At 62.6% G+C, this 21,116-nt stretch carries 22 protein-coding genes, 1 tRNA gene and 1 pseudogene; 7 read left to right on the forward strand and 17 right to left on the reverse strand.

Annotated elements, in window-relative coordinates:
- Positions 1-16 precede the first annotated feature (16 nt).
- The 5 genes and pseudogenes from ACN9MO_RS14005 to ACN9MO_RS14025 form a co-directional block, all read right to left on the reverse strand.
- A complete protein-coding gene (locus ACN9MO_RS14005; RefSeq protein ID WP_113133764.1) occupies positions 17-583 on the reverse strand; it encodes a GNAT family N-acetyltransferase in 567 nt (188 codons plus the stop codon).
- A gap of 106 nt (positions 584-689) precedes the next feature.
- Positions 690-1,118: a DUF1178 family protein gene (locus ACN9MO_RS14010; RefSeq protein ID WP_058325820.1), complete on the reverse strand. Its 429-nt coding sequence runs from the start codon at positions 1,116-1,118 to the stop codon at positions 690-692.
- Positions 1,115-1,972, reverse strand: coding sequence for a carbon-nitrogen hydrolase family protein (locus tag ACN9MO_RS14015; protein WP_058325821.1), 858 nt, complete (start codon positions 1,970-1,972; stop codon positions 1,115-1,117). The genes ACN9MO_RS14010 and ACN9MO_RS14015 overlap by 4 nt, the downstream gene beginning before the upstream one ends.
- Before the next feature lie 71 nt (positions 1,973-2,043).
- The gene (grxC, locus tag ACN9MO_RS14020; protein ID WP_057254794.1) at positions 2,044-2,301 is read right to left on the reverse strand and encodes a glutaredoxin 3; all 258 of its coding nucleotides are present in this window, start codon (positions 2,299-2,301) and stop codon (positions 2,044-2,046) included.
- 47 nt (positions 2,302-2,348) lie between these two features.
- Positions 2,349-2,696, reverse strand: a pseudogene (locus tag ACN9MO_RS14025) (ComF family protein); the annotation flags it as partial.
- Between the two features lie 143 nt (positions 2,697-2,839).
- Between ACN9MO_RS14025 and ACN9MO_RS14030 the strand changes: the two are divergent.
- Positions 2,840-3,718, forward strand: coding sequence for a methyltransferase domain-containing protein (locus tag ACN9MO_RS14030; RefSeq protein ID WP_112997116.1), 879 nt, complete (start codon positions 2,840-2,842; stop codon positions 3,716-3,718).
- 26 nt (positions 3,719-3,744) lie between these two features.
- On the opposite strand, the gene ACN9MO_RS14035 is transcribed toward ACN9MO_RS14030, so the two are convergent.
- The 6 genes from ACN9MO_RS14035 to ACN9MO_RS14060 all read right to left on the reverse strand — a co-directional run bounded on the left by ACN9MO_RS14035 (position 3,745) and on the right by ACN9MO_RS14060 (position 8,091).
- Positions 3,745-3,912 (reverse strand): Flp family type IVb pilin, encoded by a 168-nt coding sequence (locus ACN9MO_RS14035; RefSeq protein WP_082616149.1) that lies wholly within the window; start codon positions 3,910-3,912, stop codon positions 3,745-3,747.
- Positions 3,913-3,980: 68 nt separating this feature from the next.
- Positions 3,981-4,301 carry a hypothetical protein gene (locus ACN9MO_RS14040; protein ID WP_057254791.1) on the reverse strand — a complete coding sequence of 107 codons (321 nt, stop codon included), beginning with the start codon at positions 4,299-4,301 and terminating at the stop codon, positions 3,981-3,983.
- A gap of 179 nt (positions 4,302-4,480) precedes the next feature.
- Positions 4,481-4,894 (reverse strand): 8-oxo-dGTP diphosphatase MutT, encoded by a 414-nt coding sequence (gene mutT, locus ACN9MO_RS14045; RefSeq protein WP_057254790.1) that lies wholly within the window; start codon positions 4,892-4,894, stop codon positions 4,481-4,483.
- 4 nt (positions 4,895-4,898) lie between these two features.
- Positions 4,899-5,714: a GNAT family N-acetyltransferase gene (locus ACN9MO_RS14050; RefSeq protein WP_057254789.1), complete on the reverse strand. Its 816-nt coding sequence runs from the start codon at positions 5,712-5,714 to the stop codon at positions 4,899-4,901.
- A 58-nt stretch (positions 5,715-5,772) separates the two neighbouring features.
- Positions 5,773-7,014, reverse strand: a complete 1,242-nt coding sequence (argJ, locus tag ACN9MO_RS14055; RefSeq protein ID WP_058323919.1) for a bifunctional glutamate N-acetyltransferase/amino-acid acetyltransferase ArgJ — start codon at positions 7,012-7,014, stop codon at positions 5,773-5,775.
- Positions 7,015-7,233: 219 nt separating this feature from the next.
- The gene (locus ACN9MO_RS14060) at positions 7,234-8,091 is read right to left on the reverse strand and encodes a peptidylprolyl isomerase (RefSeq protein ID WP_112997118.1); all 858 of its coding nucleotides are present in this window, start codon (positions 8,089-8,091) and stop codon (positions 7,234-7,236) included.
- A 243-nt stretch (positions 8,092-8,334) separates the two neighbouring features.
- On the opposite strand from ACN9MO_RS14060, the gene secA reads away from it, so the two are divergent.
- Positions 8,335-11,049 carry a preprotein translocase subunit SecA gene (gene secA / locus ACN9MO_RS14065; RefSeq protein WP_058323917.1) on the forward strand — a complete coding sequence of 905 codons (2,715 nt, stop codon included), beginning with the start codon at positions 8,335-8,337 and terminating at the stop codon, positions 11,047-11,049.
- Positions 11,050-11,163: 114 nt separating this feature from the next.
- Here secA and ACN9MO_RS14070 read toward each other — a convergent pair whose 3' ends face one another.
- Positions 11,164-11,397: a hypothetical protein gene (locus tag ACN9MO_RS14070; RefSeq protein WP_112997119.1), complete on the reverse strand. Its 234-nt coding sequence runs from the start codon at positions 11,395-11,397 to the stop codon at positions 11,164-11,166.
- Between the two features lie 127 nt (positions 11,398-11,524).
- On the opposite strand from ACN9MO_RS14070, the gene ACN9MO_RS14075 reads away from it, so the two are divergent.
- Positions 11,525-12,916 carry an oligosaccharide flippase family protein gene (locus ACN9MO_RS14075; RefSeq protein WP_057254784.1) on the forward strand — a complete coding sequence of 464 codons (1,392 nt, stop codon included), beginning with the start codon at positions 11,525-11,527 and terminating at the stop codon, positions 12,914-12,916.
- Positions 12,913-14,187: a GNAT family N-acetyltransferase gene (locus ACN9MO_RS14080; RefSeq protein WP_057254783.1), complete on the forward strand. Its 1,275-nt coding sequence runs from the start codon at positions 12,913-12,915 to the stop codon at positions 14,185-14,187. The genes ACN9MO_RS14075 and ACN9MO_RS14080 overlap by 4 nt, the downstream gene beginning before the upstream one ends.
- 36 nt (positions 14,188-14,223) lie before the next feature.
- On the opposite strand, the gene ACN9MO_RS14085 is transcribed toward ACN9MO_RS14080, so the two are convergent.
- Together ACN9MO_RS14085 and ACN9MO_RS14090 are read right to left on the reverse strand one after the other, a co-directional pair.
- A complete protein-coding gene (locus ACN9MO_RS14085; protein WP_112997120.1) occupies positions 14,224-15,864 on the reverse strand; it encodes an AMP-binding protein in 1,641 nt (546 codons plus the stop codon).
- 146 nt (positions 15,865-16,010) lie between these two features.
- Positions 16,011-16,095 (reverse strand) — tRNA-Leu (locus tag ACN9MO_RS14090).
- Positions 16,096-16,307: 212 nt separating this feature from the next.
- Here ACN9MO_RS14090 and ACN9MO_RS14095 point away from each other — a divergent pair.
- Entirely contained in the window at positions 16,308-16,820 is a 513-nt protein-coding gene (locus ACN9MO_RS14095) for a disulfide bond formation protein B (protein WP_058323913.1), read from the forward strand.
- 126 nt (positions 16,821-16,946) lie between these two features.
- On the opposite strand, the gene ACN9MO_RS14100 is transcribed toward ACN9MO_RS14095, so the two are convergent.
- Entirely contained in the window at positions 16,947-17,504 is a 558-nt protein-coding gene (locus ACN9MO_RS14100; RefSeq protein WP_034797858.1) for an HNH endonuclease, read from the reverse strand.
- A gap of 107 nt (positions 17,505-17,611) precedes the next feature.
- The gene (locus ACN9MO_RS14105) at positions 17,612-18,259 is read right to left on the reverse strand and encodes a DNA-3-methyladenine glycosylase family protein (RefSeq protein WP_065377258.1); all 648 of its coding nucleotides are present in this window, start codon (positions 18,257-18,259) and stop codon (positions 17,612-17,614) included.
- 54 nt (positions 18,260-18,313) lie between these two features.
- Between ACN9MO_RS14105 and gluQRS the strand changes: the two genes are divergently transcribed.
- Positions 18,314-19,195: a tRNA glutamyl-Q(34) synthetase GluQRS gene (gluQRS, locus tag ACN9MO_RS14110; protein ID WP_425985340.1), complete on the forward strand. Its 882-nt coding sequence runs from the start codon at positions 18,314-18,316 to the stop codon at positions 19,193-19,195.
- On the opposite strand, the gene ACN9MO_RS14115 is transcribed toward gluQRS, so the two are convergent.
- Positions 19,184-20,092 carry a YihY/virulence factor BrkB family protein gene (locus tag ACN9MO_RS14115; protein ID WP_057254778.1) on the reverse strand — a complete coding sequence of 303 codons (909 nt, stop codon included), beginning with the start codon at positions 20,090-20,092 and terminating at the stop codon, positions 19,184-19,186. The two genes, gluQRS and ACN9MO_RS14115, sit on opposite strands and share 12 nt — an antisense overlap.
- Positions 20,093-20,274: 182 nt before the next feature.
- On the opposite strand from ACN9MO_RS14115, the gene ACN9MO_RS14120 reads away from it, so the two are divergent.
- The gene (locus ACN9MO_RS14120) at positions 20,275-21,108 is read left to right on the forward strand and encodes an SDR family oxidoreductase (RefSeq protein ID WP_112997122.1); all 834 of its coding nucleotides are present in this window, start codon (positions 20,275-20,277) and stop codon (positions 21,106-21,108) included.
- Positions 21,109-21,116 lie beyond the last annotated feature (8 nt).

Below are 21,116 nucleotides of genomic sequence, written 5' to 3' on the forward strand. Positions count from 1 at the left end.
CGGCTCGTCTGCGGACTCAGCCGATCTCAGACTTGGCCTGCCATTCTCGTTTCAGCAGCGCATAGACGAGTTCGTCGCCCCAGGCGCAGTTGAACCGGTCATTCTCGATCAGATGCGCTTCGCGGCGCATGCCGAGACGTTCGACGACACCGACCGATCCCTTGTTCAGCGCATCGAGCCGGGCAAAAATCCGGTGGAAGTGCAGCGTCGAAAAGCCGAGATCGAGAATGGCGCGCATCGCCTCGGTGGCATAGCCCTTGCCGGCGAATGCCGGATTGAAGATGTAGCCGGTCTCCGCCTGCTCGGCCGCCCGGCTTGCGAGCTTCAGCAGCACCTCGCCAATCAGAGCGCCATCCTCCTGGCGTTCGACCGCGAACACCGCGACATCCCCGTCGTCACCAAGTTCCGGCGCTGAAGCCTTGGCGAACTTCGCTCGCGCAGCCGTCTCGTCCAGCGGTTCTTGATAGAGATAGCGATAGACGTCCGGCAGCCGGTGATAGGCGAAGAAGGCTGCAAAATCGTCGGGCACAAATGGCCGGATGACGAGGCGATCGGTGGAAATGCGAAGCTCGGACAAAGTCATTGGCTGAAAAATCTCCCGTTGCGAAGCCGCGAGGTGGGAAGCAAGACGTTGTTTTTAAAGAGCAGGTAGCAAATAACGCGAACCCGAGGCGCCAATAGACCGCGCGTCAGTTGACCTCGTCAGGCAAGATCGGCAGCGGCGCGACCGCAATTCCTTCCTCAAGCAGCGCCACAGCCTCTTTCGCCGTCGCCTTGCCGATCAGGCCACGTTCCTCCGCTTCGCCGTAATGGATCTTGCGCGCTTCCTCGGGAAAGCGCTCGCCAACGTCCTCGGCGTTCTCGCGCACGGTCTTCACCAGTTCGCGGATCTTGGCGATCGTTTCTTTCTGCGCCTGATCCATGATCACCGCCCGCGTCGCTTCCTTCTTGCGCGCGGTCGCGACCGAAGGCGCCATCAGTTGCTTGGCAACGGACGTTGAATTGCAGGTGGGACAGGAAACCAGCTTGCGGTCGACCTGGCGGTCAAAATCGTCACTCGACGAAAACCAGCCTTCGAAGGCGTGGCCGTTGTCGCAGGAAATTGTATAGCGGATCAAGCGGCAACGCCTCCCTTCCCGGTTGGCACCACTTCATCGAGCACGAAACTGCGGGCGTTCTTCAAGTTCGGTATCTTTGCGCGTGCCGCATGCACGGCGGCGACATCAATTTCGGCAAGCACGATCGCCTCGCCGCTCGGTCCGGCCGAAGCAAGCACCCTGCCCCAGGGATCGACGATCATCGAATGGCCGAAGGTCTCGCGCCCGTCCTCATGCGTGCCGCCTTGCGCCGCGGCGATGACGAAGAGACCGTTCTCGATCGCACGGGCGCGAAGGAGGATTTCCCAATGCGCCTCGCCGGTCTGGCGCGTGAAGGCGGCGGGAACCGACATGATCTCGGCGCCGGCGACCGCCTGTTGCCGGAAGAGCTCCGGGAAGCGCACGTCGTAGCAGATGGTGAAACCAAGCTTGCCGACGTCGAGATCGGCAATGCGTGCTGTGCCGCCGGGCTGATAGGCAGCACTTTCCCGCCAGCTTTCGCCGTTGTCGAGGTCAACATCGAACATGTGGATCTTGTCATAGTCGCAGATCTTGTGACCATCTGGTCCGAACAAGAGGCCGCGATTGGCGATCTTGCCGTCGGCAAGCGCGATCGGCGTCGAGCCGACATGGAGGTAGATCCCGAGTTCACCGGCGAGCTTCGCCGCTGCACCGGCAATGATGTCGTTCGCCTCATCTTTCAGGATCGCGCGCAGAGCCGCCCGGTCCCGCTGGAGCGCGCCGGTCATTTCCGGCGTCTGGACATAGATCGCCCCTTGAGCCGCCGCCTCGCGCACCAGCCGGACCATCGTCTCCGCGTTGTCTAGCGGATCGACGCCGGAGCACATCTGAATGGCTGCAGCCTTGAAGGTCATCGTCGTTCTACTCCTGGTGCACGCGACCAACACAGCCTCGCGTTGGCGATGTGCGAAACGTCGGATCCGCCTCAGGCAGCCAGCAGCGCATCGAGTTTGCCGGCGCGTTCCAGCGCGTGCAGATCGTCACAGCCGCCGACATGAATGTCGTTGATGAAGATCTGCGGGAAGGTCGAGCCGCCATGCGCCTTTTCGATCATCACCTGCCGCACCTTCGGATCATAGGTTGCGTCATGTTCGAGAAAGGGCACGCCCTTGGTTTCCAATAGTTTCTTGGCCGCCGAACAATAACCGCAGAACTGACGCGTATAAATGACCACTGAAGCCATGATCCTCAATCGCTCCTTCACCGGCCACCGTGCCGGATAACTGATTGTCATATAAGACCGGATATGGCTCTTGCAAAGGTCAAAACCGTGACCGGCCCGGCTCCCGCCCGCTTCAGCGCACGGGTCGCTGCGGAGACGGTTGTACCGGTCGTATATACATCGTCGACGAGAACCACGCTGTTCCCACGGAGACCCGCCTTGCCGCCTTCCGAGACCGCGAAGGCACCGCGCACATTGTCCTCACGTGCTTGCCTAGCAAGGCCCACCTGTCGGCTTGTGCGTCGGATACGCTTGAGCACATCGGGTTGATAAGGCCTGCCGGAGAGCTGCGCGATGGCCCGTGCCAGTTCCGCCGATTGGTTGAACCGACGCCTCCAGAGCCGAAAGGCATGGATAGACGAGATCGACCGCCCCGGAGACGAGCCCCCGCAGCACCCGCCCCCACCCTTCCTCCGGAAACAGCGGTCTCTCCCATGCCATGCTGTTGACTTTGAACCTCCGAAGGTCTTTTTGCTGGCCAGCTTGCGGAGACAGTATCGTGGAAAAAATCTTTGACCAGAGCCTCGTCGAGGCACATCGGGCAAGGGCGCTCACAAACGCCGATCCGAAGGCCGGTTTCCTTCTCGATATCGTCGCCCAGGAACTCGCCGAACGCGTCAGCGTGGTCGAACGTCACTTCGATCGCGCGCTTGAGTTGCACGGCTACACCGGGCAAACGGCCCACCATCTCATGGCAACGGGCAAGGTCGGTGCCGTCGAGCGCGTGGAAACGGATGCGCGATTTGGTTCTGCGCAAGCACCGGTAACGATCGCCTCGCTTGAAGAGGTTCCGGGCGAACCGGAAAGCTTTAACCTGGTGGTTTCGCCACTCTCCCTACACCTGACCAACGACACGCCGGGCGCCTTCATCCAGGTTCGTCGGGCGCTGAAGCCCGACGGGCTTTTTCTCGCCGCCATCCCGGGCAGCGGTACGCTGCAGGAACTGCGCGAAGCGCTCCTAGCCGCCGAGGCGGAATTGACGGGCGGAGCCAGTCCGCGGGTCATCCCCTTCGCCGATGTCCGCGATGTGGGCGCGCTGCTGCAACGCGCCGGCTTCGCGCTGCCGGTCACGGACACCGAAACCTATACGGTGCGTTACGATTCACTGTTTGCGCTGATGCGCGACTTGCGCGCCATGGGCATGGCCAGCCCGCTCACTGCCCGAAGCCGCCTGCCCGTTTCGCGTCGCTTCTTCCTGCGGGCCGCGGAAATCTATGCCGAACGCTTCTCCGATCCGGACGGCCGCGTCCGCGCGACATTCTCGGTGATCTATCTGTCCGGATGGGCGCCGCATGAAAGCCAGCAGAAGCCGTTGAAACCGGGCTCCGCGAAGCAGCGGCTGTCGACAGCGCTCGGCACGAAGGAGCAACCGCTTTAACAAGGGCGGTCGTGCTTGCCCCGAACTCAGGCCCCCTGAAAGGCCGTCGCGACGGAGTTGTAGACGGCTGAGAGGACGTTGCCGATCTGTTCGGCCCCGAGGATGACGCTCAGGGAGACGATGGCGGCGATAAGCGCGTACTCGATTGCAATGCCAGCGCTTCTATCGCGAAAGAGGCGTTTCAGCTTTTCCATGCGTCCCCAGTCCGGTTCGTGTTCAATCCGAAACGTGCGGCAGCAGCCGAAAACCGGAGGCGTTCGGGTCAGCACCCGCTCTTGCGACCGTCCGCATCGATGATGCAGACCGCACCGGGCATCTCCTGCAGCACGCTACGCCGTACCGTATAGCGCTTGGTGGTCCCGCTCGAGGGGATGGAGCCGGTGGAAATATTGTCGTAGTCGACGGGCGTATTGGCCATGATGCGCCTGTCGTTCTTCGAAGACAGCATCGGCGTCAGGATCAGCGTCAGCGCGATCACTGCCGTTCCAAACAGCAGGGACAGATTGAGCACACCCGTCCGGCGGGACTGATTAGTCACCAGATCCTTTTCCTGAACCGTGCTCCAGAAATCGTCGTCCACCATCCCAGCCTCACAAACGCACAAAGCACGGCGAACGCAAGCGCCCTTCCCAAGCTTGGTTCCACCGCACTGCCTGAAATCAGTACGCCGTTCACCAACAATGCGTACCGAAAATGAATTGAGCTATCTTTGCGCGAGGGAGATAAACGATCGATTAATAATCAATCAGATTTCGGGTAGGTTCAGAGCAAATCCATAAGAAATGGTATCAACGGCTCGTCAGCCGGCGGCATCGGGTAGTCGCGCAGGGCCTTTGGCCTGACCCATTTGATCGCTTGGCCCTCGCGTCCGGTCGCCACCCCTTCGTAGCGCCGGCAGACATAGAGCGGCATCAGCAGATGGAAGTCCTCATAGGTGTGGCTGGCGAAGGTCAGTGGCGCGAGGCACGCGACCTTGGTGCGGATGCCGAGTTCCTCGTCCAACTCACGGATCAGGGTTTCCTCGGGCGTCTCGCCGGCTTCGACCTTGCCGCCCGGAAACTCCCAAAGACCCGCAAGCGACTTTCCTTCCGGCCGTTGCGCCAGCAGAATGCGGCCGTCGCTGTCGACCAGGGCGCAGGCGGCGACGAGGACGATCTTCTTTCCGCTGACGTTCATGGCCTCAAGCCCCCGGCGTTCTGTAGATGTAGCTGTAGACCTCGGAGAAACCGGCACCGCGATAAAGCGCCAGCGCCGCGCTGTTTTCCGCCTCGACCTGCAGCCAGGCCTTTTTTGCTCCCCGCAGCCGCGCCCAGCGCAGGCAGACATCGAGCATCGCCTTGCCGACACCCTTCCCGCGAACCCGCTCGTCCACGGCAAACTGCATGATGCCGGCGAGGTCGTTGTCCTGCACGACGAGTGCCACGGCGGTCGGCCCGGTCTCGGCATCTTCAAACAGGAAGAGGCCGCTTTCCGGCTTGATCGCATTGATGATCTCGGTAAGCGCCGCCTTCCTCTTCGGATCGCCCTTGGCGATGCCGATACAGGCATCGACGAAGCGACCGACGTCCTTGATCGGCAGGTGATCGATGCCGTCGCCGAATTCACGCTCGGCAAGATCGGCCGTCATCACCAGGCTGCGGCTGAATGCCGTCCAGCCTTCGGCATCCATATGGGCAACGAGTTGCGGCGGCGTCAGCGGCGTCTGGCGCACGGTCAGGGGCCGGCCATAGTCCGCAAAGCGCCTGGCCGCCTTTTCAAGGCGCACTGGAATATCGCGATAGTCGGATGGATCGAGCGGGTTGACGGAGTTGAGACGCTTGGAATCATGGCCCGCGTTGAGCCGGATCAGCCAGCTGCCGTCATAGTGCACCGATGCTGCCGGCCAGGCCCGGAAGCCCACGGCCTCGAGACGGCGCACGCTCGGAAGATCCACCATTACCACTTCCCCACCTTCGGCCGCGACGTTGCCCGCCGGCCGAGCATCACTCGATGTCATTTTGCTACCTCTCGCCAGTCCGGGATACCAGACTGCTTACGATCGCTCGACCGGAGCCTCAGCTGCGGTAATCGCCGTTGATCTCGACATATTCCTTCGTCAGGTCGCAGGTATAGACCGTGGCGCGACCGGAGCCGAGGCCGATATCGACGCGGATGGTGATGTCCTCGGCCTTCATGACGGCAGTGGCAGCCGCTTCCGAATAGGTCGGATCGCGCTCGCCTTCGACGGCCACCCGCACATCGCCGAACCAGATCGCCAACCGATCGCGTTCCGCCATCTCGCCTGATTTGCCGACGGCCATGACCACGCGGCCCCAATTGGCGTCTTCGCCAGCAACCGCCGTCTTCACCAGCGGCGAATTGGCGATCGAGAGCGCGATGCGCTTGGCGGCTGCGTCGTTTTCAGCACCTTCGACGGTGACTTCGACCATCTTGCGCGCGCCTTCACCATCGCGCACCACCTGGAGCGCCAGATCGCGCAGCAGGTCGTTGAGCGCGACGCGGAAGGCGTCGAGGCGCGCATCGGCCGCGTCGGAGATTGCCGGCTGCCCGTCGGCTGCCGCCGCACCCGTTGCAAAAAGCATCAGCGTGTCGGAGGTCGACGTGTCGCTGTCGACCGTGACCGAATTGAAGGTCGGGCCGACGCCCGCGGAAAGCAGAGCCTGCAGTGCGGCCGGCGCGATGTCTGCATCGGTGACCACGAAGGAGAGCATCGTTGCCATGTCGGGCGCGATCATGCCGGCGCCCTTGGCAATACCGTTGATCGTGACCTTGACGCCACCGATTTCGGCCATGCGGGTCGCAACCTTCGGATAGGTATCCGTCGTCATGATCGCCTTGGCGGCTTCGAACCAGAAATCTTCCTTGCCGGCAACGGCCAGATCGTCGAGCACGCCCGCAAACTTGGTCGCATCCAGCGGTTCGCCGATGACGCCGGTCGAAGCGAGGAACACTTCGCTCTCCGCACAGCCGACTGCCTTCGCCGCAGACTTTGCAGTCAATTCCGTGGCTTCGCGTCCCTTCTTGCCGGTGAAGGCATTGGCGTTGCCGGAGTTGACGACGACAGCGCGCGCGATGCCGCCGGCAAGGTTCTGGCGGCAGAAATCAACAGGAGCAGACGGGCACTTGGAGCGGGTGAAAACACCGGCTGCAGCGGCCGGCTTGTCGAACACCATCATCAGCACGTCGGTACGGTTCTTGTACTTGATGCCGGCGGCAGCGGTCGCCATGCGGACACCGCGGACGGAAGGCATTTCGGCGAAGGTTTTCGGAGCAAGCGGAGAAACGGAGCCGGACATGGGAAACCTGCTGTGACGTGTTGGGGCCAAAGCATTTCCAGGAAAAGTGCGTAGCGGTTTTCCGTCAGGAAATGCGTAAGAACAAAGACTTGGAGCGGTTTACAACCGAAGCTGCTCCAGATCTATCTTGCGACAAATGCCCGAACGGTTTTCACCGCCGGGCATCGACAAAAAGCGGTGATGGCAGGTCCCGCGAGCGGCTGGGCCTGCCAATCGAAATTACTTGGCTTCCTGCGCCTTGTTGGCCTCGTCATAGGCCTTCTTCAAAGCGGGATCGGAAATCTCGACGCCTGCGTCCTTTTTGGCGGCAGCAAGCAGCTCAACGTATTTGTCACGCATGACAAGCTGACGAACCTGCGGCTCGACCTGCTCCAGCGGCGGCGGGGCCTGCGGGCGCTTGTCTTCAACGAGGATCACGTGGAAGCCGAACTGGGTCTTGACCGGAGCCTTGGTGTAGGCACCCTTGTCGAGTGCGAAGACAGCTGTATCGAATTCCGGCACCATGCGGCCCTTGGTGAAGTAGCCGAGGTCGCCGCCGTCGTCCTTGTTCGGATCCGTCGACTTCGCCTTGGCGAGATCGACGAAGCTCTTGCCGGCGTCAAGTTCCTTGATGATTTCCTTGGCCTCATCCTCGGTCTTGACCAGGATGTGGCGTGCCTTCACCTCTTCCTGCACCGGGATCGCGGCGATCTCCTTGTCGTAGCGCGCCTTCACCTCTTCCTTGGTGATGGCGTCGACGACATGCTTCTTGAAGTAGGCATTGTGCAGTTCGCGCTCGGTCAGGTAGGCGACGCGCTGCTTGAAGGCCGCATCATCCTGCAGGCCTTCCTTTTCGGCAGTGTTCGAAAGGAGCTTGACGTCGATGATCGCCGAGAGGGCGGCGGCGCGCTTCTGCTCCTCCGGCATCTGCTGCAGCTGCGGGTCGAGACCGCCCAGCGCCAGCGTGAGCTCGGACTGGCGCACTTCCTCGCCGCCAACCTTGGCGATCACCGGATCGGCGTCTTCCGCGCGCGCGCCACCATGAACGGCCATCGCCGCAACCAGTGCCGCGGCGGCCAGGGTTTTCAACTTGGACATGCTCACTAACCTTTCACATTAGCCTTCGGCGCAATTACCTGCGACTTGTAGCGGCTGCACACCACCAGAATGTGGCGGTTCTGTAGCCGTCCGGCAGTGCAAGTGCGTTGACATAATTCGACCCCCCTCTTATCTGTCACGCAACCTCGCGTCCAGAACAGTTTCCGGGCGTTTCACGGCATTGCGCGGTTTTCGCGGCGCGGCCATGAGACCTAAGGCAACAAAAAAGAAAGGACCATTCGTATGGTCAGTCTCGGCGGCCTAGCCCGCAAGTTGTTTGGTTCCGCCAATGAACGTCGCGTGCGCGGCTACAAGGCTCGGGTGGACGCCATCAACGCACTTGAAGCCGAAACGAAGGCTTTGTCGGATGAGGCACTCGCCGCCAAGACCGTGGAATTCCGCCAGCAATTCGCCGACGGCAAGACGCTCGATGACCTGCTGGTACCGGCTTTTGCTGTTGCTCGCGAAGCCGCCCGCCGCGTGCTCGGCCTGCGTCCCTTCGACGTTCAGCTCATCGGCGGCATGATCCTGCACGAGCGCGCGATCGCCGAAATGAAAACCGGTGAAGGCAAAACCCTCGTCGCGACGCTTCCGGTCTATCTGAATGCACTCGCCAGCAAAGGCGTACATGTCGTTACCGTCAACGACTACCTCGCCCAGCGCGACGCCGGCACCATGGGCCGCGTCTACAGCTTCCTCGGCATGACGACGGGCGTCATCGTCCACGGTCTCACCGACGAGCAGCGCCGCGACGCCTACGCCTGCGACATCACCTACGCGACCAACAACGAACTCGGCTTCGACTATCTGCGCGACAACATGAAGTACGAGCGCGGCCAGATGGTCCAGCGCGGCCACTTCTTCGCGATCGTCGACGAAGTGGACTCGATCCTCGTCGACGAAGCGCGCACGCCGCTGATCATCTCCGGCCCGCTCGACGACCGCTCGGATCTCTACAACACGATCAACGAGTTCATTCCGCTGCTTTCGGCCGAGGATTACGAAATCGACGAGAAGCAGCGCTCGGCCAACTTTTCGGAAGACGGCACGGAGAAGCTCGAAAACCTTCTGCGCGAGGCGGGTCTTCTCAAGGGTGAATCGCTCTACGACATCGAAAACGTCGCGATCGTCCACCACGTCAACAACGCGCTCAAGGCCCACAAGCTGTTCCAGCGCGACAAGGACTATATCGTTCGCAACGGCGAGATCGTCATCATTGACGAGTTCACCGGCCGCATGATGCCGGGACGGCGCTATTCCGAAGGCCAGCACCAGGCGCTCGAAGCCAAGGAAAAGGTGCAGATCCAGCCTGAGAACCAGACGCTCGCCTCGATCACCTTCCAGAACTACTTCCGCATGTATTCCAAGCTTGGCGGCATGACCGGTACGGCCTCCACCGAAGCGGAAGAGTTCGGCAACATCTACGGCCTCGAAGTGATCGAAGTGCCGACCAACCTGCCGATCAAGCGTATCGACGAGGACGACGAGGTCTATCGTACGCAAGGCGAAAAGCTGAAGGCGATCATCGACGAGATCAAGTCGGCGCACGAGCGTGGCCAGCCGATGCTGGTCGGAACGACCTCGATCGAAAAGTCCGAACAGCTTGCCGACCTCCTGAAGAAGTCCGGCTTTGCGAACTTCCAGGTGCTGAACGCGCGCTACCACGAGCAGGAAGCCTTCATCGTCGCCCAGGCCGGCGTGCCGGGCGCGGTCACGATCGCCACCAACATGGCCGGCCGCGGTACCGACATCCAGCTCGGCGGCAACATCGACATGCGCATCCAGCAGGAACTCTCGGAAATCGAGCCCGGCCCGGAGCGCGACCAGCGCATCGAGGCGATCCGCGCCGAAGTGCAGAAGCTGAAAGAGCAGGCGCTCGCTGCCGGAGGCCTCTACGTTCTCGCGACCGAACGTCACGAAAGCCGCCGCATCGACAACCAGCTTCGCGGCCGTTCCGGCCGTCAGGGCGACCCGGGCCGCTCCAAGTTCTACCTGTCGCTTCAGGACGACCTGATGCGCATCTTCGGCTCTGACCGCATGGACAGCATGCTGCAGAAGCTGGGTCTCAAGGAAGGCGAAGCGATCGTCCATCCCTGGATCAACAAGGCGCTCGAGCGCGCACAGAAGAAGGTCGAAGCGCGCAACTTTGACATCCGTAAGAACCTCCTGAAATACGACGACGTGCTCAACGACCAGCGCAAGGTGATCTTCGAGCAGCGTATCGAGCTGATGGATGCCGAAAGCGTCACCGAAACCGTGACCGACATGCGCACCGAGGTCATCGAGGACATGGTCGGCAAGCGCATTCCAGCGAAGGCCTATGCCGAGCAGTGGGACGTCGAGGGCCTCAGGGCCGACGTGCAGCAATACCTCAATCTCGATCTGCCGGTCGTCGAATGGGCGGCCGAAGAAGGCATCGACGAGGCCGATATCCTCGAACGCGTCACCACCGCCGCCGAGAAGGAAGCCGCAGATCGCGCGGAACGTTTCGGTCCGGAGATCATGCAGTATGTCGAGCGCTCCGTCGTGCTGCAGACGCTCGACCATCTCTGGCGCGAGCATATCGTCAACCTCGATCACCTGCGCTCGGTCATCGGCTTCCGCGGCTACGCACAGCGTGACCCGCTGCAGGAATACAAGTCCGAGGCTTTCGAACTGTTCCAGGCCCTGCTCGGCAACCTGCGCCAGGCGGTAACCGCACAACTCATGCGCGTCGAACTGGTGCGCGAAGCAGCCGAAGCGCCGCAGCCGGCACCGCCGGTCATGCACGGCCACCATATCGACCCGTTGACGGGCGAAGACGACTTTGGTGGCGACGGTGGAACGCTTCTGGCCACGGCCCCCGTGCAGCGCGATGCGAGCGATCCGTCGAGCTGGGGCAAGGTCTCGCGCAACGAACTCTGCCCCTGCGGCTCCGGCAAGAAGTACAAGCACTGCCACGGCATCTACGAGGCATAAGAGACGCAGGATAAAAGTGCGGGTTTCTCCGCTCCCGGGTTCCTTACAGGAAATGCCGCCTTCGGGCGGCATTTTCGTTTCCGGTAGCGCGCTTCCTGGAGCGCGCGGGATGCTCTAGCGATCGAACGACTTGGCGTAGGTGATCAGGCTTTCGAGCGCGCGAATGCCCGTGTTGTTGATGTGGCGGCGGCCGAGCGTGGTGTCGATGCGGAAGGCGATGTCTTCCGCATTCGCCGCCTTCAGATCAGCGAGCCGTTCAACGCCGGTCTCCTCGAGACAGCCGACCATGCGCCAGCCGATGGATTTCGCCCGCATCATCCGTTCTCGCTCACTGTCGCTTTTCGGCATTGCCTCGTCCCGCCAATACAACCGCGCTGAACCGTTTGTTAACGCTGTTCTGGCAGTACTGAAGCCCTGTATTGCGTAATCTCAGGGTGTTCTCGTGTTCATGGCGGTATGTCAAACGGCCGGACGAATGCTGCCGTCGGCGCTGAGACACCGCCTGTCCGCGCTGATCGGCGCAGTTGCCGCTATTCTGACCGGCACCGACATGAAGAACACGGCCCGCCGGATGGCGCTCGTCGCCTTCGCGGTTCGCATTTTCAGCGCCGCCATCGCCTTTCTGTCGCAGATCATCCTCGCCCGGATGATGGGCGAGTTCGAATACGGCATCTTCGTCTTCGTCTGGGTGCTGGTGATCCTCTTCGGCAGCCTCTCCTGCGTCGGTTTCCATTCCGTCGTGATCCGTTTCCTGCCGGAGTATCAGGCGACTGCGGCGCTCGACGAGATTCGTGGCGTAACGACGACAGTGCGCGTTTTCGCCCTCACCTCCGCCACCACGGTCGCCGTCGTCGGTCTGCTCGGCCTCTGGCTCTTTTCGGCGCACATCGACGCCTATTACCTCGTGCCGCTCTATCTCGGCCTCTTCACCCTGCCGATGATCGCCCTTGGCGACGTGATGGACGGAACCTCGCGGGCCCATGGCTGGGCGCTCTCCGCCCTGAGCCCCACTTTCATCATCCGCCCCCTGCTGGTGCTGGCATTCATGGTGCTGGCAGTCACGGCAGGCGCGCCCCACACGGCGCAAACGGCCATGGTCGCGGCCATGGCGGCCGCCTATGTCACAACCGTCTCGCAGTTCCTCGTGCTGACCTATCGTCTCCGCTCGCGCTATGTGGAAGGGCCGCGGCGGATCGAGCTTGGCCGCTGGCTCCGGGTTTCGATCCCCATCTTCCTGGTCGATGGCTTCGGCTTCCTGCTGACCAATTCCGACGTCGTGATCGTCGGCCTCTATCTCGATCCCGAGGACGTCGCGATCTACTTCGCAGCCGCCAAGACCATGGCGCTGGTGCACTTCGTCATGTTCGCCGTCAAGGCGGCAACGGGCCCACGCGTTTCGAACGCCATGGCCCGTGACCGCAGGCAGCTCGCGGGCATCGCGATCGAAAGCGCGCGTTGGGCCTTCTGGCCGTCGCTCCTGGTCGGCGCGCTGGTGCTGCTGGCGGGCCCCTTCCTGCTTTCGCTTTTCGGGCCGGCCTTCGTCACCGGCATGCCCTTGATGATGATCCTCTTTGGCGGCATTCTCGCCAAGGCCTTCGTCGGCCCGGCGGAAACGCTTCTGACGATGGCGGGCCAGCAGACGCTCTGCGTGATCCTCTACGCCGGCGCGCTGGTGGCCAACATCGCACTCAACCTGAGCCTCATCCCTCTCCTCGGACTGACCGGCGCTGCTCTTGCAACCGCAGGTGCAATGTTCGTCGAGGCGATGTTGCTGCATATCGCCGTCCGGCGTACCTTCGGCTTCGCGCTCTTCGCCTTCGCGAGCGTGCGGGCCGGCAATGATAACAACGGGGCTGTCCATCCATGATCGGCAATACCAATCTTCCGAGCGATGCAAACAGTCGGGCCGCCCGGGTCCTTGGCGGGCTGGCACAGCCTGGCGATGCAGGCCCGACTGCGGAGCATTTGATCGAGGTCGGCCGCCCTGGACGCCATCTCGCCATCTATCCGGCGAAGGCCGGCTACGAGTTGCAGCGTGAGCTCGACTTCCTGTCGAACCGGGCACTGGAGCCGAACGTCTTCTTCACCGGCCGCTTCCTTGCACCGGCGATGCCCCGCCTCGAAGAACGGGTGATCCGGCTCGCCATCATGCGCGACAACGACGAGCGTCGCAGCCGCTTGCGGTTCCTGATGCCGTTCTCGATCGAAAAGCCCGGCTTCTCAATCGGTGCGCCGATCATCCGCGCCTGGTCGAACCCCTTCGGTCCGCTCGGCGTCCCGCTGCTTGACGCTGAAGACGCGGCAGAAACCATCGACAATCTGTTCGAAGCCTTTACCGCGCCCTCGACCGGCCTGCCCTCAGTGCTCGTCCTTCCCGACATGCGCCTCAACGGCAAGGTGGCCCGCCTCACCCGCGCCGTCGCCATCGGCCGCAACCTGCCACTGACGGTGACCGACACCTTCAGCCGCCCCATGCTCGAAAGCCTGCTCGACGGTCCGACCTATCTGCGCAACGCCATCAGCCCAGCGCATTTCCGCGAGCTGCGGCGGCAGTGGAACAACCTCGCAAAAGAAGGCGCGCTCACCTATTCGGTCGCCCGCCAACCCGCCGAAGTCCGCTTGCGCATGGAGGAATTCCTGGCGCTCGAAGCATCGGGATGGAAGGGAAAGGGCCGCAGCGCCATGGTGCTCGATCGCTTCCGTGCGGCCTTTGCCCGCGAGGCGATCACCAATCTTGCCGACGGCGACAGTGTGCGCATCCACACGCTCGACCTCGACGGAAGGGCGATCGCATCCATGGTGGTGTTCCTGATGTCGGGCGAGGCCTACACCTGGAAGACCGCGTACGACGAGCGCTATGCCAAGTTCTCCCCGGGCAAGCTGCTGCTGGCGGAACTGACGGAATGGCACCTCGACGATGCCAACATCGCCCGCTCCGATTCCTGCGCCGTGCCGGATCACCCGGTCATGAGCCGGTTCTGGCAGGAGCGCGAGGAAATGGGCACGCTGGTGATCGGCCTGCAGCAAACCCGCGACCGCGAAGTGCGCCAGGTCGCAGCCCAGCTCCACCTCTACCGCAACACCCGCAACATGGCGCGGATCCTGCGTGACAAGATCAAGGCGCTGGCCGGGCGCTAGAGAGGTCCGCTTGGGCACCGCGGGACGTTCGCGACATCACTTGCCGCGCGCCTCCGCTATTGCCTGTTCGCGCAGGAACCGTCTGATAACCTTGCCCGAAGTCGTCAGCGGCAGGCTATCGACGAAGGCGATCTCGCGCGGATATTCGTGCATCGACAGCCGCGTCTTCACCCACTCGCGAACGGACGTGGCGACACGCTCGTCACCAACCACGCCGGGCCGCAGGACGACATAGGCCTTGACGATCTCGGTGCGGACGGGATCCGGCTTGCCGACGGCAGCGGCGAGTTGCACATCCGGATGACCGGCAAGGCAATCCTCGATCTCGCCGGGGCCGATGCGGTAACCCGACGAGGTGATGACGTCATCGTCCCGGCCGAAGAAGGTGAAATAGCCCTCCTCGTCCATCACGCCCTGGTCGCCCGTCGTCATCCAGTCACCGATGAACTTCTTCTCCGTCGCCGCCTCGTTGCCCCAATAGCCGAGGAACATCACCGGATCCGGACGCTTGACCGCCACCTGGCCGACGCTTCCGGCCGGCAGTTCATGACCTTCGGCGTCGATGATCGCCACCCGGTGGCCCGGTGCCGCCTTGCCCATCGATCCAGGCTTGACGACGCCGAGATCGGCGGCCGAGGAGATGACGATGTTGCACTCGGTCTGGCCGTAGAACTCACTCACTTCGAGGCCGAGCGCCGCCTTTGCCCATTCATAGGTCTCGCGACCGAGAGATTCCCCGGCAGAACCGATGGTCCGGAGGTTGAGGCGATAGCGCTCGCGCGGCTTCTCAACCGCCTTCATCAGCCGGAGCGCCGTTGGCGGAATGAAGGCGTTGCGAACGTCCATCTCCTCCAGGATGCGAAAGGCGGTATGCGGATCGAACTTCTGCGCCGGCGACGACACGACGGGCACGCCATGCAGCAACGACGGCAACAGCGCGTTGAGCAGCCCTCCCGCCCAGGCCCAGTCGGCCGGCGTCCACATGCGGTCGCCGGGCTGCGGCAGAAAGTGATGATGAAACTCGAAGCCCGGCAGATGGCCGAGCAGCACCCGGTGCCCGTGCAGCGCGCCCTTCGGCGGCCCCGTGGTGCCCGAGGTATAGATCATCAGTGCCGGATCGTCCGGGCCGGTATCCGCCGGCACAAAGCCTTGCGAATCCCCGGAGGCAAGCGATGAAAAGGCGATCGTGCCCGGCTGCGGCTGATCTTCCGCCAGCACGACGAGGCGCAGTTCCGGCAGCCGGTCCCGGATCACAGCGATACGCTCGAAGCCGAAACCGTTGGTAACGACCGCCGCGACGCCGGCGTCACGCAGCCGGTATTCGAGCGCTTCGACGCCGAAGAGCAATGCAAGCGGCAAGGCGATCGCGCCGTGCTTGTAGATCGCCGCATGGGCAATCGCCGTTTCGAAGCCCTGCGGCAGGAGAATTGCGACACGTTCGCCCGGCGCAATGCCCTCGCCCACGAGTCCTTGCGCGAAGGCCGAGGATTGTCGGGCAAATTCGCCATAGGTCAGCACCCGATGCGCGCCATCGGAATCGAAGTGCTGGAGACAGACGCGCTCCGGCTCACGCGCCGCCCAGGCATCGCTGACGGCAACGCCGATGTTGAACCTCTCCGGGATCTGCCATTGGAAGGCGCGATAGAGTTCGTCGTAAGTCTCGATTCTCGGTAACATGACACTGCCATGACAGATTTCTGCTGCAGCGCACCTAACACTTTCCCAAGCGCCAGTTCAATGACCGGTGCGGCAAGCACGGGCCAAGGCGCGTCCAAGCCGGAAACATCGGTCGGGGATGATGTCTGTGAATTCGGGTAGTGTGGTGGTGCCCCATGCCGGGGTCGAACCAGCACTCCTTTCGGAACTCGATTTTGAGTCGAGCGCGTCTACCAATTCCGCCAATGGGGCTCAGGGAAGTGCGATATCAGCGGCTCGGATTTACACGAAGGTTTTCGCTGCGGTCAACCATCATTTTCAGGATGGCCCGATGACAATCACGAAAGCGTGCGGGCCTGTCGCGGCTACCGCGATTTACAGGGCGCGCGATCCTGCCTAAGAAGGCGCCATCCAGTTTGCACTGCGGCATGTGTCGGTTCCGAGCTGCCGCCCGCGAGGTATAGATGATCGACACCGCCACCCAATCCCGCCAGCACCTGCTGATCGCCATTGTCGTGACACTTGGCATGGCGGCAACTGTCGGCGGGGCGCTCGGCTTCGAGCATATTGGCGGCTATATCCCCTGCGCGCTCTGCCTGTTGCAGCGCGATCCCTACTATTGGGGCATCCCGGTCGGCATTCTCGCCATCATCACCAGCGCGCTGAAACTGCCGGTGTGGCTGACCCGCACGCTGCTCGCCATCGTCGGCATCCTGATGCTCGTCGGCGCCGGCATGGGCGTCTACCACTCGGGCGCGGAATGGCACTTCTGGGAAGGCCCCTCCACCTGCGCGACGACGGCACAGGGCGTATCGTCGAATGTCGGCGATCTGCTTGGAGATCTCGATTCGAAGCACGGTCCGTCCTGCACGGAGGCCGCATTGCGGGTGCTCGGCCTTTCCTTCGCCGGGTGGAACGTGATCGCCAGCCTCATCCTCGCAGCGATCGCCCTGCGCGGCGCTGCAAAGGCGCGCTGATCTCCCTGGGCGGACTCAGGAATGCGGACACTTTCGCGCCGTAACCACCCGACACGGGTTGGCGAAGGCACGCACCTGTCCTGATCCCGCTCTGGGGCTTGATCCGGCAAGAAGGCACGAACAGCGTCAGGGCTGCAGTTCGACGTCCCAGTAGAGATAGTCCATCCAGCTTTCATGCAGATGGTTCGGCGGAAAGAGCCGACCGTTGTTGTGCAGGTCCTGTACCGTCGGCTGGAAGGGCCTCTGGTGCGGGAACATGCCGGCCTGCTTCGGCAGCTTGCTGCCCTTGCGCAGATTGCAGGGGGAGCAGGCTGCGACGACGTTGTCCCAGGTCGTCTGGCCGCCGTGAGCGCGGGGCACCACGTGATCGAAGGTGAGATCGTCGGGCGAACCGCAATACTGGCATTCGAATTTATCGCGCAGGAACACGTTGAACCGGGTGAAGGCCGGGTGGCGCGAGGGCTGCACGTAGCTCTTGAGGCAAACGACGCTCGGCAGTCGCATCGAGAAACTCGGAGACGACACCGAATGTTCGTACTCGGCAAGGATGTTTACACGGTCAAGGAAGACGGCCTTGATCGCGTCCTGCCAGGACCAAAGCGACAAGGGGTAGTAACTAAGCGGCCGATAGTCAGCGTTCAAGACGAGCGCTGGTAAGGCCTGAGGTGAGACTGCAATCGTCAAGCGTATTCTCCTGATCGATTCGGCATCTGCACCTTCTATATTAGGCCCGTTGCAACAGGATTGTGAAGCCGGAAACAAAAATGCATGCGCTGGATTCGCTTTTTCCTTCAAGGTGTCACAGGAACAGCATCTCGGCGCATTTCCTGTGCATAATAGGCCCAGAAGAGCCGCGCAGCGACACTGCGCCAGGGCGACCAGGAGGCGGCAAGCGAATCAATTTCGCGTGCGGTCGGGCGCAATTCGAGGCCCAGCCCGTGGCCGATCGCGTTCTGCAAGGCGACGTCGCCAGAGGGGAAGACATCCGGGTGGCCGGCGCAAAACAGCAGATAGACCTCCGCCGTCCAGCGTCCCACGCCCTTGATCGCCGTCAGGTCCCGGATCGCCTCGGTCGCTTCGGCGTCGCAGATCGCATCGAGATCGATCTCGCCGCCCACCACCACATCGGCGACGCGACGCAATGCATCCGCCTTGGCGCGGGAGAGGCCGATGACGCGGCAGTCCTCATCGCTGAGCGAAATCACCCCTGATGCCGTCACCTCGCCGAGCCTCTCTTCCATCCGCCGCCAGATCGCCGCAGCGCTTGCCTTCGAGACCATCTGCGAGACGATGATGCTGGCGAGGCCTCGGTAACCGGGATTGGTTCGGCGGAGCGGCACGGGCCCGGCCCTGGCGACCACGTACTCCAGACGCGCATCGAGCATCACCAGACCGGAAAGCCCGGCTTCGATATCCTCATGTGTCCGGATGATCCGCATGACGCCTCCACAAAGCGGATGATTTTTATACGCCTTCCATGGCAAAGGGAAAGGATGCCAGACACGCCACCCGTTTTCCGCTTTGCCCCCAGCCCGAACGGCCTGCTTCACCTCGGCCATGCGCTTTCCGCGGTGCTGAACCACGACATGGCGAAGGCCGCGAACGGCCGTTTCCTGCTGCGCATCGAGGATATCGACCAGACCCGTTGCCGCCCGGAATTCGAGGCAGCGATCTCCAGGGATCTCGCCTGGCTCGGCTTGGACTGGGAGCGCCCCGTGCGCCGCCAGTCGGACCATTTCGGCGCCTATGCGTCGGCGCTTGAACGGTTGAATGAACTCGGCGTGGTCTACCCCTCGATCATGACCCGCGGCGAGATCAAGGCCGCCGTCGCAGAAGCCGAAGCCGGCGGCCGGACCTGGCCGCGCGATCCGGATGGCAGCCCGCTCTATCCCGGACGCGAGCGCACCTATTCGACCGGTGAGCGAACGGCCATGCTTGAGAGTGGCAGAGCCTATGCCTTGCGGCTCGACATGCAGAAAGCGATCAATCTCCTAGGCAACGCCCGCCTCACCTGGAGCGAGAGCGGTGCCGGGCCGGCGGGCGAAACCGGCATCATTGCTGCCAACCCCGCCGCCTGGGGCGACGTCATCCTGTCGCGCTCCGATGCACCGTCAAGCTACCATCTGTCCGTCGTGACAGATGATGCGCTGCAGGGCATTACCCACGTGGTGCGCGGCCGCGATCTCTATCACGCAACCTCCGTGCACCGGCTGCTGCAGCGGCTTCTCGACCTGCCGGAGCCGCTCTATCATCACCACCGGCTGATACTTGGGCCGGATGGCCGCAAGCTCTCCAAGAGCAACCAGGATACCGGCATTGCGGCATTCCGTGCCGCCGGCCGCACCCCGGAAGAGGTCCGGACCCTAGTCGTTTAGGTCCTCGTCTTCGCGGCCCGCATCGGTGCCGCTGCGGAACTGGAAGCTGCGCCGCACCATGCGTTTGACCCGGTATTTCAGGATTGCCGCGTTGATCTCGGCGCCGATGATGAAGATCGCCGCGATCATGTAGAGGAACACGAGCACGATCATGATCGACGCCAGGCCCGCATAGGTCGAGACATAGGTGGCGAAGGTCGCGAGATAGGAGGCGAAGGCATAGGCGCCGATCGTCCAGCAGACGAGCGTCAGCACGATGCCGGGGAGCACGTCGACCACCTTGCGGTGACCGTCCGGCAGCCAGAGATGCGACACGAGCAGCCCACCGGTCAACATGATCAGGGCGAGCGGCAGGCTCCAGTTGTCGACTGTCGCCAGCACACCGCCGAGCCACGGCCACCATTCCCCGGTGTAACGCACCGCCAGCGGCACCGCGACCAGCAGGATGCTGAGCGCCGCAAGGATCAGCACGCCGGCGAGCACGAAGCCGAGGCTCGCTAACCGGGTCATGTACCAGTAACGGCTCTCGCTGACGCGATAGGCGCGGTTCAGCGAGACGCGCAGCGCTTCCACGCCGTTGGAGGCAAAATAGGCCGCGGCAAGAACGGAAATGGTCAAAAGCCCGCCGCGCGGGATCGTCAGCACCCGCACGATCTCGTCGGCGACAGGCTTGGCGATCGATTCGGGCCAGGCGTCGAAGATCAGGTGTACGGCCGTTTCGGCAAATTGATCAGCGCCGAGAAAGCTGCCGAGTGCTGTGCCGAAGATTAGAAAGGGAAAGACGGCAAGCAGCGACGACAGAGCCACATGGCTCGCCATCGCCCAACCGTCATCGAGGCTGAAATGCCAGAGCGCATCGAATACGACTTTCCAGGTGATGCGTATGAATGCTGGCATTCCATTCCAATCCTACAGGGCTCCACGACCGCGTACTCCCGCGCTGTCGTCCCGGTGCCGTTTCCTTGGCTTCACACGATCCCAACGGCGACAACGCTGGCGGGTTCCGGCTTGCGCAATTCAATTGTATCCCGCCGATGAATATGGGAAACGGAGGCAGGATTTCTACAGGAATCGATCGGATGACTGATCGCCCCACAATCATTGTCACCGGATGTTCGTCCGGGATCGGCGCCTACTGTGCGCGCGCGCTCCATGCCGACGGCTGGCGTGTCTTTGCCACCGTGCGCCGGGAAGAAGACCGCCAGTCCCTTGAAGCTGAGGGCATCGAGACCTTCCTGATGGACTATACCAAGCCGGAAACCATCGCCGCCCTGGCAGACACGGTGCTGGCGCTTTCCAGCGGACGCATCGACGCGCTGTTCAACAACGGCGCCTATGGCCAGGCAGGTGCCGTCGAAGACCTGCCGACCGAAGCGCTTAGGCTTCAGCTCGAGACCAACGTCATCGGCTGGCATGACCTGACGCGGCGGGTGATTCCGTCGATGCGGGCGCGTGGCAGCGGCCGCATCGTGCAGTGCTCCTCCATCCTCGGCATCGTTCCCTATCGCTGGCGCGGCGCCTACAATGCCTCCAAGTTTGCGATCGAGGGCCTGTCGCTCACGCTCAAGATGGAGCTTGCCGGCAGCGGCATCGAGGTGAGCCTCATTGAGCCCGGACCGATCACGTCCAACTTCACGACCAATGCCGTTGCCTATATCGAGCGTTTCATCGACCTGAAGAATTCGGTGCACCGTGTCGAATATGAACGGCAGATGCGACGTTTGAGAGGCGAAGGCAAACCCGCGCCCGGCAAGCTCGGCCCGGATGCGGTTTATGCGGTTTTGAAGCACGCGCTGACAGCAAAGAAACCAAAACCGCACTATATTGTAACAAGGCCCGCCAGGCAGGGCGCGCTTCTGAAAAAGCTCCTGCCGGCAGCGTTGTTTTATCGCATCATCGGCCGACTTGGCTGAGTAAAAAT

It is taken from the genome of Ensifer sp. R-19, assembly GCF_049905105.1.
GTDB lineage: Bacteria > Pseudomonadota > Alphaproteobacteria > Rhizobiales > Rhizobiaceae > Ensifer.

Bases quoted from the DNA above. Each gene is read 5' to 3' on its own strand.
- ACN9MO_RS14005 (WP_113133764.1), bottom strand. From the start codon at position 583: ATGACTTTGTCCGAGCTTCGCATTTCCACCGATCGCCTCGTCATCCGG.
- ACN9MO_RS14015 (WP_058325821.1), bottom strand. From the start codon at position 1,972: ATGACCTTCAAGGCTGCAGCCATTCAGATGTGCTCCGGCGTCGATCCG.
- grxC (WP_057254794.1), bottom strand. From the start codon at position 2,301: ATGGCTTCAGTGGTCATTTATACGCGTCAGTTCTGCGGTTATTGTTCG.
- ACN9MO_RS14035 (WP_082616149.1), bottom strand. From the start codon at position 3,912: ATGGAAAAGCTGAAACGCCTCTTTCGCGATAGAAGCGCTGGCATTGCA.
- ACN9MO_RS14040 (WP_057254791.1), bottom strand. From the start codon at position 4,301: ATGGTGGACGACGATTTCTGGAGCACGGTTCAGGAAAAGGATCTGGTG.
- mutT (WP_057254790.1), bottom strand. From the start codon at position 4,894: ATGAACGTCAGCGGAAAGAAGATCGTCCTCGTCGCCGCCTGCGCCCTG.
- ACN9MO_RS14050 (WP_057254789.1), bottom strand. From the start codon at position 5,714: ATGACATCGAGTGATGCTCGGCCGGCGGGCAACGTCGCGGCCGAAGGT.
- argJ (WP_058323919.1), bottom strand. From the start codon at position 7,014: ATGTCCGGCTCCGTTTCTCCGCTTGCTCCGAAAACCTTCGCCGAAATG.
- ACN9MO_RS14060 (WP_112997118.1), bottom strand. From the start codon at position 8,091: ATGTCCAAGTTGAAAACCCTGGCCGCCGCGGCACTGGTTGCGGCGATG.
- secA (WP_058323917.1), top strand. From the start codon at position 8,335: ATGGTCAGTCTCGGCGGCCTAGCCCGCAAGTTGTTTGGTTCCGCCAAT.
- ACN9MO_RS14070 (WP_112997119.1), bottom strand. From the start codon at position 11,397: ATGCCGAAAAGCGACAGTGAGCGAGAACGGATGATGCGGGCGAAATCC.
- ACN9MO_RS14075 (WP_057254784.1), top strand. From the start codon at position 11,525: ATGCTGCCGTCGGCGCTGAGACACCGCCTGTCCGCGCTGATCGGCGCA.
- ACN9MO_RS14080 (WP_057254783.1), top strand. From the start codon at position 12,913: ATGATCGGCAATACCAATCTTCCGAGCGATGCAAACAGTCGGGCCGCC.
- ACN9MO_RS14085 (WP_112997120.1), bottom strand. From the start codon at position 15,864: ATGTTACCGAGAATCGAGACTTACGACGAACTCTATCGCGCCTTCCAA.
- ACN9MO_RS14095 (WP_058323913.1), top strand. From the start codon at position 16,308: ATGATCGACACCGCCACCCAATCCCGCCAGCACCTGCTGATCGCCATT.
- ACN9MO_RS14105 (WP_065377258.1), bottom strand. From the start codon at position 18,259: ATGCGGATCATCCGGACACATGAGGATATCGAAGCCGGGCTTTCCGGT.
- gluQRS (WP_425985340.1), top strand. From the start codon at position 18,314: ATGCCAGACACGCCACCCGTTTTCCGCTTTGCCCCCAGCCCGAACGGC.
- ACN9MO_RS14115 (WP_057254778.1), bottom strand. From the start codon at position 20,092: ATGCCAGCATTCATACGCATCACCTGGAAAGTCGTATTCGATGCGCTC.
- ACN9MO_RS14120 (WP_112997122.1), top strand. From the start codon at position 20,275: ATGACTGATCGCCCCACAATCATTGTCACCGGATGTTCGTCCGGGATC.